General features: G+C 25.6%; 15 protein-coding genes. 8 read left to right on the top strand and 7 right to left on the bottom strand.

Features of this window, described 5'->3' with window-relative positions; all coding sequences use genetic code 4:
* Positions 1–19: 19 nt before the first annotated feature.
* The 3 genes from ACD762_RS07900 to ACD762_RS07890 are packed head-to-tail and all read right to left on the bottom strand — an operon-like array spanning position 20 to position 2285.
* Positions 20–991, bottom strand: a complete 972-nt coding sequence (locus ACD762_RS07900) for a CAP domain-containing protein (RefSeq protein ID WP_423363441.1) — start codon at positions 989–991, stop codon at positions 20–22.
* The gene (locus tag ACD762_RS07895) at positions 930–1820 is read right to left on the bottom strand and encodes a metallophosphoesterase (protein ID WP_423363440.1); all 891 of its coding nucleotides are present in this window, start codon (positions 1818–1820) and stop codon (positions 930–932) included. The genes ACD762_RS07900 and ACD762_RS07895 overlap by 62 nt, the downstream gene beginning before the upstream one ends.
* A gap of 3 nt (positions 1821–1823) precedes the next feature.
* Positions 1824–2285 (bottom strand): hypothetical protein, encoded by a 462-nt coding sequence (locus ACD762_RS07890; protein ID WP_423363439.1) that lies wholly within the window; start codon positions 2283–2285, stop codon positions 1824–1826.
* Positions 2286–2602: 317 nt separating this feature from the next.
* On the opposite strand from ACD762_RS07890, the gene ACD762_RS07885 reads away from it, so the two are divergent.
* Complete coding sequence (locus ACD762_RS07885; RefSeq protein WP_423363438.1) at positions 2603–2935, top strand: DUF1904 family protein; 333 nt, start codon at positions 2603–2605, stop codon at positions 2933–2935.
* 102 nt (positions 2936–3037) lie between these two features.
* Positions 3038–4132, top strand: a complete 1095-nt coding sequence (locus tag ACD762_RS07880; protein WP_423363437.1) for a PucR family transcriptional regulator — start codon at positions 3038–3040, stop codon at positions 4130–4132.
* Between the two features lie 88 nt (positions 4133–4220).
* Here the strand turns inward: ACD762_RS07880 and ACD762_RS07875 are convergent, their stop codons facing one another.
* Both ACD762_RS07875 and ACD762_RS07870 read right to left on the bottom strand, forming a co-directional pair.
* Entirely contained in the window at positions 4221–4967 is a 747-nt protein-coding gene (locus tag ACD762_RS07875) for an NAD-dependent protein deacylase (RefSeq protein WP_423363436.1), read from the bottom strand.
* On the bottom strand, positions 4931–5557 hold the full coding sequence (locus ACD762_RS07870) for a flavodoxin family protein (protein ID WP_423363435.1): 627 nt from the start codon (positions 5555–5557) through the stop codon (positions 4931–4933). The genes ACD762_RS07875 and ACD762_RS07870 overlap by 37 nt, the downstream gene beginning before the upstream one ends.
* A gap of 291 nt (positions 5558–5848) precedes the next feature.
* Here ACD762_RS07870 and ACD762_RS07865 point away from each other — a divergent pair, with 291 nt between their 5' ends.
* Complete coding sequence (locus tag ACD762_RS07865; protein WP_423363434.1) at positions 5849–6886, top strand: VanZ family protein; 1038 nt, start codon at positions 5849–5851, stop codon at positions 6884–6886.
* 45 nt (positions 6887–6931) lie between these two features.
* Here ACD762_RS07865 and ACD762_RS07860 read toward each other — a convergent pair whose 3' ends face one another.
* Together ACD762_RS07860 and ACD762_RS07855 are read right to left on the bottom strand one after the other, a co-directional pair.
* The gene (locus ACD762_RS07860) at positions 6932–7270 is read right to left on the bottom strand and encodes a hypothetical protein (RefSeq protein ID WP_423363433.1); all 339 of its coding nucleotides are present in this window, start codon (positions 7268–7270) and stop codon (positions 6932–6934) included.
* Positions 7261–8505, bottom strand: coding sequence for a DUF1576 domain-containing protein (locus tag ACD762_RS07855; protein WP_423363432.1), 1245 nt, complete (start codon positions 8503–8505; stop codon positions 7261–7263). Before ACD762_RS07855 ends, ACD762_RS07860 begins: the two co-directional genes overlap by 10 nt.
* 256 nt (positions 8506–8761) lie before the next feature.
* Between ACD762_RS07855 and ACD762_RS07850 the strand changes: the two genes are divergently transcribed.
* The 5 genes from ACD762_RS07850 (at position 8762) to ACD762_RS07830 (ending at position 13798) form a co-directional block, all read left to right on the top strand.
* Positions 8762–10024, top strand: coding sequence for an IS30 family transposase (locus tag ACD762_RS07850; RefSeq protein ID WP_423363431.1), 1263 nt, complete (start codon positions 8762–8764; stop codon positions 10022–10024).
* A gap of 442 nt (positions 10025–10466) precedes the next feature.
* A complete protein-coding gene (locus tag ACD762_RS07845) occupies positions 10467–10961 on the top strand; it encodes a hypothetical protein (protein WP_423363430.1) in 495 nt (164 codons plus the stop codon).
* Between the two features lie 310 nt (positions 10962–11271).
* A complete protein-coding gene (locus tag ACD762_RS07840) occupies positions 11272–12033 on the top strand; it encodes a C39 family peptidase (RefSeq protein ID WP_423363429.1) in 762 nt (253 codons plus the stop codon).
* A 1-nt stretch (position 12034) separates the two neighbouring features.
* The gene (locus tag ACD762_RS07835; RefSeq protein WP_423363428.1) at positions 12035–13174 is read left to right on the top strand and encodes a hypothetical protein; all 1140 of its coding nucleotides are present in this window, start codon (positions 12035–12037) and stop codon (positions 13172–13174) included.
* A gap of 339 nt (positions 13175–13513) precedes the next feature.
* Positions 13514–13798: a hypothetical protein gene (locus ACD762_RS07830; RefSeq protein WP_423363427.1), complete on the top strand. Its 285-nt coding sequence runs from the start codon at positions 13514–13516 to the stop codon at positions 13796–13798.
* The last annotated feature ends 1 nt before the right edge of the window (position 13799 follow it).

Genomic DNA, 13799 nt, shown 5'->3' with positions numbered 1-13799 from the left:
ATTGTTTACCTTTTAGTTTTTAGTTAAATACATCCATAATCATATAATTCATACCATCTTTATTAACAATAGCAATCGCTACTGATTTGTAATTACCACTTAATACTGCCTCATGTGGCGGATCAGAAATGAAGAAATCCATTGCTACTTGTACATAATCACTTGTTTCAGATGACAAACCTGCATTTTCATTTGCAGCAGCACTACATAACCAGTTGTGAGGATTTTTGTTTGAAGCATAGGCAGCAGCTTCTTTAAAGACACATGATTGCATACTATAGTTATATGTATAAGCTTTTAGTCCAAGTGATGCTCGATATTGATTTGTTAGCTTAAACATTCGCATAGCTTGTTCTTTAAGTGTTTCACTTTGAAATCCATCTAATTTTTTTATTCTAGCTTTTTCTGCTGAGATAGTTTTTTTCAAATTTTTTAAGGTTTTTGTTTTGTCTGAACTTTTTAACTTATTAATTTGAGCAGTACTAAATCCTAAATCTGTTAATGATTTTGTATATTTTTTAATTAGTGCATTTTGATTACTAGTAACTAATTTATTTAGATAAGTATATCTATTGTAAATATCTTCAGTTTTATATTTGTAATCAATATTTGCTTCTTTTGCTACTATTTCTAAAGATTTTAGTTTATCTTTTAGATTGCTTTCTGTTTCAGTACATAAATTATCTATTTTTTGATAATCAGAATATAGTTTAGTTTGGCTTAAGCCTAATTTATCAATATCATTTGATTCTATACCAAGTTTTTCAGAGTCTTCAGTTCGTGCTTTAATTAAGGTAGTTAATTTTTCTTGTTGTTTTGTTGCAACATCAAACATATTTGATACATTAACTAGTGATTTTGCATGTGCTTGATCATAACCTAAGGAAACAAGTTTAGCTGTTGCATTATTTATTGATAAAACAACAATACTAGAAACAGCACTTAACAAGATTAGTACTATTAATACTTTTACTTTGTGATTTCTTTTCATTCTTACTCACCTTTCATTTTATATATAGTAAATCTATTGTGGAGGGGGCTCTAAATCGCATGTCGCCATGTTTTGTACCAATTCCATTATTATTTATAACTAAGGTATCACTTATTACTTTGCTGCCTTTATAATAAGGTATAGCTTTGATATCTGAATAGACAGAGCCAAATAATGGTAAATTATATTGGCCTCCTAGAGTATGTGCAGTAACTACTGCATTTAAATTGTACTTTACTAATTTATCTACTGGAGTAGGATTATGAATGAATGCAAGGTTAATTGTTTTATCTGAAACACTATCTAGTGTCTTTTCATAATCTTTACTCAATAATCCACTAATTGTAATATTTTTAGTGTAAAGGTTAATGTTTCTTGTCTTATTTTCTAGTTGTTCAAAGCCTCCTGAAAATAATATTTCTTTAGATGTTTTTCCATCTTGATCTCCTGTTATAGCAAACTTTCCATATAACGGTTTTATTTTTTCTAATTCTAAAATTAATGCTTTTTTATCTTCTTTACTTATTTCTACTTTTTCACCTAAAATATCACCATTAAAAACTACAATATCTGGATCATATGAATTAAGTCTTGTAATTACTCTATTTAACTGTTCAACAGTATAATCACTGCCTATTTGAAAGTCTGACAACACTGCAATTGATATTGGCTTGTTTGCTATTTCTTTATCTTTTGTAACATCAATAGTTGTTTCATTTACTTTTATTTTATTTTGATAATTGCTTGGGATTGTAAAAAATATTATAAATAATAAAATAATACCAACCATACCAATACACATATATACTAGATTCTTCTTACTTAACATATTTTACTCCGCCTTTTGTCTTAAATAATATTGATTCAAAATTAAATAATAGATTATAATACTTATTAACAAAAAGACTGCATAAAAATCTAGTGTATTACCTAATAAATTGTTAAAACCAATGTTTAATAACTTAGCATTAAAAAAAGCAGGATATATAATTCCAATTATTGTTATTGGATTATTTGCAAAATATAAACTTAAATTCTTTTTTATTAAAATAAAGGCAAAGACAAAGCAAATATTACCTAGTATAAGTGAAGCATATTCATTGTATGATATGTAGACAAATAAACTAATAAAGTTTGCTAAAAAAGTTGTTAGTAGTCCACCTAGTATAAAAGAAAAAGCAACTATGCTTAATAATTTATTTAAAAGTTTTGAGTATTCTAACATTTTATTTTCATCTACAATTATATTATTTTCATTGAATATATGTCTATATAATGAATTATCATTTATCATATATATATCCTCCTTTTTACTGTCTTTTTTATAATATACTACTAGATAAATAAATGCAATAAATGGCATGTGTATAAGTACAAAAAATGTCTATTAAATTATAAAGAAAACGCTTATCATTTTTACTATTTTAAATGCCATTGTTTTTGTTAATAATAGAAGTAAAGTCTAACTGGAGGTATAATTATTTAGTACTTACTTATAAAACTATTTCTTTTACTACAATTATTGATAAGACTAGTTGATATTTATTAAATGTATGCCATTCTTTATAAGAAAGTGCTATAATTAATTAAAACACACATGGAGGAAAGATAATGCCACATATAACATTTAAAAATGTAAATACGCCTATGCTTGAAAAGTTTATTACTGAGAAAACACAGTTACTTGCAGAAGTTATTGAATGTCCAAGTGACTGGATAACTTTTTATGATACACAAGCAACTGCTTATATTGATGGAAAAGTAAATGAATTAACTTGTTTTGTGAAAGTAGAATGGTTTAAGCGACCTGATAAAACTAAAGATGAGGTTGCAACTATTATAACTGAAGCTTTAAAAGGTTTAGGAAAAGAAGAAGTAATAGTCCAATTTATTGAAATACAACCAACAAATTATTATGAAAATCTTGAAAGATTTTTAGACTAAAGCTTAAATTAAGGTTATGTTTTAAACATATCCTTTTTTTGTGAGCGTTTTTAGCTTTTATTATACATTAGTGTTTGCTATAATAAAATAAGAGGTGATATCATGCAAACTTTACGTACAATAATGGATAATGTTATTTTAAAGAAAATGGAATTAGTTATTCCTAATGCTAATATAGATAATAAAATTGATAATGTTTCTGTATTAGATTATGAATTTGATCCTGAGTTATTAGATGATGTTGAATACTTTAGAGAAAATGAATTAGTAATAAGCTCTTTACTTGTTGCTAAAGATAATGATCAATTGCTTTATGATATTGTTAAACAATTAATACAGGATAAGGTTAGTGGACTAGCTATTAAAAGAGTTTACTATAAGCAATTACCTGAAAAAGTTAGAAGACTAGCTACAAGACACTCTTTTCCAATCTTCTTTTTTGGCTATGACCTTACTTTTGAGGATATCATTTATGAAGTTTCTTATGAGATAAGAGATGGAGAAAGAAATAATTATTATGAACAAATGATTGATGGTATTATCAATGAAACAATTACAAATACTAAAGCTTTAGAATTGTTTGATTTAAATAAAAGAACTAAATATTTAGTTTTTGTATTTAAAATAATGGATCATGATGCTTATCATGAAATAAATAAGTTAGCACAAGGAACAAAAGTTTATAAATACTATAACTCTGCTTTTATATTTATAAAAGAAGATAAAGCTCTTACTTATTACATTGATTACTTTACAAATATAATGGATGACTTTGATTATTATATAGGAATGACTTTACTTCGAGAAGATATGGCCATGAGTATTTCTAATGCCTTATCAAACTTACAAGTAGCATATGTAACTAAAAGAAGGTTGGTAACAAATAAAGATGAAGATTTCTTACACTTATTGATTAAAAACTATAAAAAACCAGAATACCAAAGCTTTATGCAAGAGTACTTAGATCCAATATTATCTGATGAGCTAATGATGGAAACTGCTATTGCTTATATTACTGCTACTGGAGATATTAAAGATAGTGCAAAATTATTGTATGTGCATGAAAATACAATTAGATACCGTATCAATAAATTAAGACAGATGTTAGAAGAAAGTTCTAGTGAATTTGAGTTTTATAAAAATTTATCACTAGCAGTAAATATATATAATTTAAATAATACAGATTTTGTCTTTTAATTATTAACTTTTAGTATAATATAATTATGAAAAAAGACAAATAAAAACCGATTATGAATTTATATTCATTATCGGTTTTCTTTTATATTTAATCTAATTCCTTTAATAGTTTAAAAACTGTTCCAGCTTTTTCATATACTCCTAAAGTCAAAGAATTGTCTATAGTAGTAGGTTTTAAATTTATTTCAACTAAATTTTTGTTAAAATAATCAATAAGACCTGCAGCTGGATATACTTGTAAGGCTGTGCCTATTACTAGAAGTAAATCTGCATTAATCAAAAGATTAATAGCATTTTTTAAATCATCATTGTTTAAGTTTTCACCATACAATACTACATCTGGTTTTAATAAATGATTGCAATTAGGGCATTTTAGAATTCCATTAAATGATAGTTCACTCATAGTGTAATGGTTATTACAATGATAACAAGTGTAGTAATTAGTTGAGCCATGTAATGTTATTACATTTTTACTTCCTGCTTTTTGGTGTAAATCATCAATATTTTGCGTTATAACACCTTTTAGTTTTCCTGTTTTTTCTAATTCTGCTAGATAAGTATGTGCAGCATTAGGTTGTGCATTAGGATTAACTAAGTATTGATTATAAAATTTATAAAACAGATCTGGATGTTCGTAGAAAAAGTTATGTGAAAGTACAAGTTGTGTTGGATATACTTTCTTTCCTTCTATTAGTCCTTTACTTGAGGCAAAATCAGGTATACCACTTTCAACAGATATTCCTGCACCAGTTAAAGCTACTATATTCTTTGATTTTTCAATTAAATCATGTAATTGTTTTATTTTACCTTGGCAAAAAAGTTTGTCATTTTCCATGGCATTTCACCTAGTTTCATTTCATCTTTATGTGCTAACATTTTTATCATACTTTCAACACTAAAATCAATATTAAGTAGTCCTTCATCATCATTTAAGACCTCTTGAATTTTTCTTCCGTGTAGAACACTCCAATATCTTGTAGGTACAAGATAAGTTGAAGCTAAAGCAAAGTAGTTTTCAATTTGTCTTAAAGCATCCATACCACCACCACGACGCTCTACAACAAATGGTAAAGCCACTTTATTTGATAAAAGGTCTGAGTTTGTATAGAAGGCTCTATCTAATAAACTCTTTAGGTTTCCAGTAATTCCACCATAGTAAGTTGGAGATCCAACAATAATACCATCGGCTTCTCTTAATTTTTTAGTTACTTCATTTACAATATCATCTTTAAAGACACATTCATTATTAGTATTATCTTTTTTATGACAGTATTCACAGGCAATACAACCATGTATAAGTTTTGTAGCAATATTGATAACTTCTACTTGAATATTGTTTGCTTCTAATCTTTCTTGTGCTCTTAGGATTACCTGTTCAGTGTTTCCATTTGCTCTTGCTGATGCATTTATTGCGATTATTTTCATTTGTTTTAATTCCTTTCATGTTATTGTCTATTATATTATATAGTATTACATTGTATGAATCTATATGTTTAAAAACATAATATATATCAATTTCTTATATAAACTATAAATAAATAGTAAAGGCATAGTTAGAATATTAAAAATATAGCTTATATGCTTTTAGAATTAATCTCTATCCATTATAATTACAATGAAAGGAAGATGTCTATGTCTATTTATGCCAATACAATTATTGTGGCATTATTAATATTTACTTTTTTATTTTATTTTATATTACTTTTTACTTATCTAATGGAATTTAGAAGAAATGGTTATTTTGTTGTAAAAGAAGGATTTGTTTTTTTGTCATTTATTTTTTATATTGAAGTTGCTTATTTCATGACAATTTTACCACTACCTGATATTACTGAAATGAGTGATAAGTTACTTCCATTAACAAATTATATGCAACTTGATCCACTATATTTTATAAAAGATATATCAACTTATTTTGCAAAACACGGTTTTTCAGTTATAGGTTTCTTTAAAGCTCCACCAGTGTATACAACATTATTCAATGTAATATTGTTATTTCCATTAGGAGTATATCTTAAAAAATTATTTAATCAACCTTTATCTAAGATAATTGTAATAGCTTTTCTAGTATCATTATCATTTGAACTTCTTCAATTATCAGGATTGTTCTTTATTTATCCTTATCCATATAGATTGTTTGATATTAATGATTTAATGTTTAATACTTTAGGAGCAGTTATAGGAGCTTTAGTTGCAAATAAATTAAATTTTGTTTTTAATCCTGAAAAAGATCAATCAGCAAAAAGTAGCTATTTTCAAGTTACTAAGTTTAAACAATTTGTTATTTATTTAGCTGATATTGCAGTTATATTTGTTATGAGTATTTTTATGAATTTAATTGCTGCTTTAGTAGTGTCAGCTAAACATATAAGTAGTAGTGATACATATACATCATCAAATATTACAACTATTCTAGCTTCTGTGGTTATTATAATATTCTTTACTATTCCATTGTTTAGTAAGAAGTATCAAACCATAGCAATGAAGCTAAGTGACACTTATCTAGATACTAATAATGATAATATGATAAAACGTTTTTTAAGAACATGCATTGTATATTTACCAGCTTGTTTTCCAATGATATTTACTTCTGGAAATGTAAATTCAGTCTTTAGTATAATAGGTCTAGTTTACATTATATATTTTATAATACATATGTTTATACGTAAAAAAGGAATGTTTATCATTGATAGAATATTTAAATATCACTTAAAAAGAGAATATGATGAAGAAAAATTGTTAATTGATGTTTAAGCATAATAAAAGATACTAAGTTAGTTATTCTAACTTAGTATCTTTTTAGATAAATCTTACAAGTTTTATTTTGCCAGTTGTTCCTTCTTTTTCATAGTAGAAACGATCAAACAACATACCAACTAGTTCTAACTCATTTGAACTTTCACTTTCACCAAGAAGCTCCCATCCATATTCCTCTACAGAATAATTTCTTCTTGAATCAAAAGATTCAATTATTTTCTTTTCTTCTTTTGCTTTTATATTATTAATTTCAATATTTAAAATGATTCTTTCATCTTCTATTGCGATATCAAAATTAATGTGATGGTAGTTATTCTTTAAAAAGTAAGTAATAATTTCATCACTAAGTTTTCCTATTTTTTTATATTCATTTAATCTCATTTTCATTCTACCTTTCTTATATTATCAATAATACTAACTAAAACACCAGCAACGATACCACTAGCAAAACCATTGTTATATAAGTTGAAAGCACCTTGCCAGCTTCCAGAAAAACAAACAATTGAATAGTGCATCATACCTGCTAAAATACCATATATTGGACCATACTGTCCTGCAATTGGGCTAATACCAACAACAAATATTAGAGTAATAATATATTCAGTTTTAAGTTCATTACCAGATAAAAAGTGCATTAAAGCAGCTCCAATAATTACTGAACATGCATTTACTGGACTAGCACCAAATGCAGAAAAGCCCATGATTGTAAAGATTGCACCTATAATTGGTCCATTAAAAGGAACTTGGCATGCTAATGCTAAGGTTGTGATACTAATACCCATTACTCCAATATTCATATAAACAGTGCATGGATTATGTAAAGCAAAGTAGTCAGTAACGGCTCTACCACTTCTTTTTGTTAATTTAAGATAATCTTTTAGAGAAAAAGTTTTATTTATTAAAGCTAAAATAATAAATACTATTGATATTCCATATGATAAAAATAATAATTGATAATGATATTCATCACTAATAAAATAGACAGATGTTAATTCAAAGCCCATTGTTTTAATGATGGATGCTATAACAATTGCAAACATTCCACCGGCAAATCCAACATTATACAATGTATAACCATTATGGAATCTCATAACATGGGAAGCTAATGGTGCAATGACAAATCCATATACTATACCTATAGCAATTCCTAAGATAAAACCTGAAGGAGTACCAGTGAAGTTAGAACCAATTAATGGTGCTAAACAAGTTGAGAATATAGCTATTAAAAAAAAGTTTTTTAAAGGTTCATTGACATAATTAGCATATAAAAAGACTCCAAAATAAATAGGTAAGATATTATAAACATTCTTTCCAAAAAAAGAGAATCCTATTAATGTAAATATAGCCGCAAATGCTAAACCATTCATTCGCATACCTGTTTTTCTTATTATAGAAAGTGTCAATAAGGTTACTAATGATGTGTTTAATAATGCTGGCCCAAAACCTGCAACTTCAAAGTAATCAGTTATTAAAACCTCTTCCATTGTTATTATTTTAATTAATCCATTAAATAAATCTGTTATTGATGTTGTAGCAAAAGCAGTAATCATAAATCCTGCAATTAAAATATAAAATAATTGGTATATAAGTTTTTCTTGTCTATAAGGTTGTAGCACAAATCAAACTCCTTTCACAAAATATACATATAAGATATTATACATTAATAATATTTATTAGTATATAATATCTTAAACTCAATTAGTCATTTTTATTCTTGTAAAGTGTAAAGTTAACTTCTACACTTACACTTAATTCGTAGAATTAAGTCTTACATCGATTTTCATTAAAATATCAGTAGAAGTTAGTCTTACACAGGTATACAATAGTATTAATAGATTTCGCTTTTTATATTTTTATGAAAGAGTGATTAGTATGGAAACAAACAAAGGTAAACATTTAACTTTAGTAGAAAGAGAATACATTGAAAGCAAACTTAAAGAACTTGCTACTAAAACTTCAATCGCTAAAGATTTAGGTAAAAGTAAATCTACAATAAGCAAAGAAATTAAAAATCATCGATACTTATATATTAAGTCTTATTCAAGAGATAGAAGTCTTGTATTTGATTGTATTCATATGCAAGAATGTAAAGTTAATAAATGTAATAATACTTGCTCTGATTATTCAATGATACCTTGTAAGCATAGAGATAAAATAATCGGTGTTTGTAATGGATGTGTTGATATACTTAGCTGTAGATATACTAGGTATAGATATGATGCGAAAAGAGCTCAAAATGAATATGAGTATTCACTTGTAGATTCACGTATAGGTGTAAACCTTACTACTTCTCAAGCTTCAATTATCGGTTCTATTATCAAACCTTTAATAAATAATGGACATTCTCCATATGCGATTATTAAATCTAATGATAATTTAAATATTTGTGAAAAGACACTCTATAATTATATTTCTAATGGAGTCTTTTCTAAAGATGGTTTAATAGATCTCGATTTAAGATGTAAAGTATCAAGAAAAGTAAAAAAAATTAAATCAAAGCCAAGAAATAATAGAGCTTATTTAACCAACAGAAAGTTTAATGACTTTGAAAAATATTTATTGGAACATGCTTCATCCTCTGTAGTAGAAATGGATACAGTATATAATAATATATCAACTGGTCCATTTATTCAGACTTTTTATATTAGAAAATTCAAAATTATGATTGGGGTCTATCAAAATGAAAAATCTATGGAAGCAATGGTAAATGGTCTAAAATATTTAAAGTCTTTACTTGGAGATGACTTATATAAAAATATATTTCAGGTGATTTTAACAGATAGAGGTAGTGAATTTTATGCAACTGATAAAATTGAAGAATTAGGTAGTAAATTATTTTATTGTGATCCAATGGCTTCATATCAAAAAGCAAATGTTGAAAGAGGCCATGTAACATTGCGATATATATTGCCAAAAGAAAAAGATCTAAATAATCTTGGCTTAAAATCACAAGAAGATTTAGATCTAATCTTTTCACATATTAATTCATATCCAGTTGAAACTTGTAATGGTAAATCACCAATTAATTACATGAAATATTTTATTGATAACACCAATGAAATATTACAATTACTAAAAATTAGTGAAATAGAACCTTCAAGTATAATACTTAAGCCAAAACTTATAAAGAAATAAACCGTAACGAATTAATATCAAAATAAGCGAAATTCTATCGATTGAATGAATACATACATAGTAGAAGTTAGTGTTACAACATTACAAAATTACAAAACTACTATGATTTTCAGTGTGTAGAAATTAGTCTTACTTTGAATATAAGTATACCACTATAGATAAGTATTGAAAGTAAACATCACTAAAAAAACACCTTTTAATCGTTAAGTATAGAATTTAGTATTACATGAACCATCTATAGCCTAAGTGTAGAATTAAGTTTTACACTTTACCCATTTTTATTCTTATATGTATTTAACAATTAAACAATAGTTAAATATATATAAGGACATCAAAGTGTCTAAGCATACAAAATTTATTAAATATACTATAATGATATTAGATTGTAAATGTAGTTTGTTTTATACTATATATAAGAATATAAAGAAAATGAGGGATTATTATGAAGCTAAGAGTTTCAGGAAGTGTTGTTTTACAAATATTATTATCTATTGTGTGTTTCTATGGATCATATATATCCTTTAAAAGGGGCACTGCTGCATGGGCAACTAATGGAACATATATTCCAATTATGTTAAACATTGCACCATTTCTATTTAGAATCATCGGATTCTTAATGATAGTAGTTGCTATATACATAATGTATAAATTTGGAACAAAAGGAATACTTGGTAGTGTTATAACTATTATAGGTGCTGCCATAGTAGTATTCTTTGGTGCTACTTATGGTTTTGTAGCTGGTATATTAGGTCTAGTTGGATCATACTTTGTTATTAGAAATTTATTTAAGAAAGATCTTGAAGAAAAATCTAATGATAGTAATGATAAACATCAAGATAATAGTAAAAACATGTCTTCAACTACTAATGAAAGTAAAAAAGCAGAACCAGTAGAACAAGAAATTGTTGATCAGCCAAATAATTATAGTGATTATTAGGAAAAAGGATATTTTCTATTTTATAGAAATATCCTTTTTTTATACAATATAAAAATGTAAAAATAAGTTATATATTAAAAAAACAAGCTACCTTAGATAATGTATATACATGTTTATGAGTTGTAGATAGTTTATTGATTAGGCATCATTAAAATATAAATATAATAATAATTTGTTATAATTAAGTTATCTAAGAGTAATAATTCCATAAAGTATAGTAATGAATTTAATTGTATGATATTTTGAAAGTAAGAAAAGATTAAAAGAGCGCTCATATTAATTTTTTGAAAAAATATAAGGAGAATTGATTATGAAGAAATTAATTGTAGTATTAACAGTGTTTTATTGCGCTCTATTATTAAATATTAATGTTCAAGCTAATGCTAATGGAGTGATCTCAGAAGAAATAATACAATCAGAACAAGAGTTATTATTTCAAGAACAAGTTGAACAAGATATCAAATACTTAGAAACAGTAGAAGTGTTTAATGATAAATTAAGAGTAATAACAGGATATTCTGGTATTAAAGTACCTTATGTTAAACAAAAAAATCATTATTATTGTGGACCGGCAACTGTCCTTCAAACTCAAAGGTACTTTTATCCTAAAACAGCTTCAACACAGGATTCACTTGCAAAAAGTTTAAAAACAACAACGGCAGGTACATCGTATTCGATGATTAGAACAGTATTAAATAGTAGATCATATATATCTAATAAATATCGTTTTGTAAATATAACTAAGTTTAGTGAACAAACTCTAGTTAATTATATAGGAACAGTAGTAGGTGTACAAAAAAGACCAGTGATACTGAATATAGGAGTTAAAAAAAGAGATGTTAGTGCTTATGATAGACTTGGATATCATACTAATGGTCATTTTTTAAATGCATCAAAAGCAAAGGGTAAAAGATATAGTAGTGGGATGCAAGAAGTATCACTTATAGAACTCGTAGACCCATATAATGAATATGGCAAAAAGTCAAGCAAAGGAATAGTTAAAGTAAAAAAAGATATAGCTAGAGTAATTATACGTAACCAGCCGGCTGCAGCTAAGATGATATTGGTTTAATATGAAAAAGAAAAAACTAATTTTAATAATACTTTTATCAATATTCTTCTTAATAATATTATTATTTGTAAGGCAAACAAATAATAAGAATTTAATAAAAGCAAAAGCTACTTTTCTGAAAAATTTTACTGAAGCTAATTATGTTAAAGAAAAAAAGAATGCTGTAAAAAATTATAGTGAGTATAAAATTAGTAACACTAATTTTGAAGTAGTAAAAAATGAAAATGCTTGTAAATATAAAGATCAATTAAAAGGATTAGATGTTGATTCATCTAACTACTATTATACATATGAAGAATCAGTTATTATATATTATTTAGAAAATGGTAAATGTAAGAAGATCGCAGAATTACCTAGTATAAATGCTATTTCAATAAATGTCATTAATTTTGAAAATAAGGTGTTAATTAACTTAATGTCATCTGAAGCTAATAAGTCTGGAATATACTTAGTTAATAAAGATGGAGCTAAATTAATAAGTAAATGTAAGTATTTTGCTAAGTTTATTGTAAATGATGTTGATAAAACAATAATAGCACTTGAACCAAATGAAGATGATATGTATATAAGAGAGTATAATTATGATGGTAAAAAAATCAAAGAAAGAGTTCAAAACTATAACTCAGATTACTATGATGATATCTTTGTTTTAGATAGTAATACTATTGGAGTGATTGAATTTAAATATGAGAATTTAGAAGTTGAAGAATCTGATATGGTAATTGAAATCTATGAAAAAAATAATTTTTTTAGTAAAATGGAAAATAAAGATTTTATTAAAACTAAGATTTATGAAAACTTTGAAATAAGAGTCACTAACATACAAGTAATAGATGGTTTAATTAGATTTAGTGGAAGTGGTTTAAATGATAATGATTTAATAACACTAATATGTACAATTGATTTTAAAGAGTGTAATAATTATGAATTTGCGATATTATTGAAAGATAAATATATTCTGATTTCTGAAGATAAGGATAGAAGTGTTAATCTTTCTAGATTTGGTGAAAAAACATATGAAAAAATTTTAAGTACAGTTGATACTTATCAAATTAACAGTAGTGACAACAATGGATTTAACTTAATTGTTTATAATGATCAAGAACATAATTTTGAAATTAGATATGATTATCTTGTATAAATAAAGTAACAAAAAAACAAAAAATAAAAAAGAACAACAATTAATTAAAAATGATTGTTCTAATTAATACTATAGAGACATTATTAAAAGAGCTAGTTATTTATTTAACTAGTTTTTTTTGTAACAATTAAGATATTTAGTTATGTATTGAAAGATAAGACAATGAATATTATAGAAAAAAATATTATGTATAGTGAATATTTGTTATAATTAAGTTATCTAAGAGTAATAAATTCATAAAGTATAGTAATGGATTTAATTGTATGATATTTTGAAAGTAAGAAAAGATTAAAAGAGCGCTCATATTAATTTTTCAAAAAAATATAAGGAGAATTGATTATGAAGAAATTAATTGTAGTACTAACAGTGTTTTATTGCGCTCTATTATTAAATATTAATGTTCAAGATAATATTAATGGAGTAATCTCAGAAGAAATAATACAATCAGAACAAGAGTTATTATTTCAAAAACAAATTGAAGAAGGTATAGAATACTTTGGAAAAGTATATATACATAATGAACATGGTAATAAACCAAATAAAGGGATAGTTAAAGCAACAAAAGGTGTAACTAGAGTAATAATACGTAATCAACCGATGACAGCTAAGATGATATTGGTTTAAT

Source organism: Mycoplasma sp. P36-A1, from assembly GCF_049478495.1.
Lineage (GTDB): Bacteria > Bacillota_I > Bacilli_A > JAJDGJ01 > JAJDGJ01 > P36-A1.
Note: the sequence above shows the minus strand (reverse complement) of the source record. Positions and strands in the feature narration are given on the sequence as shown.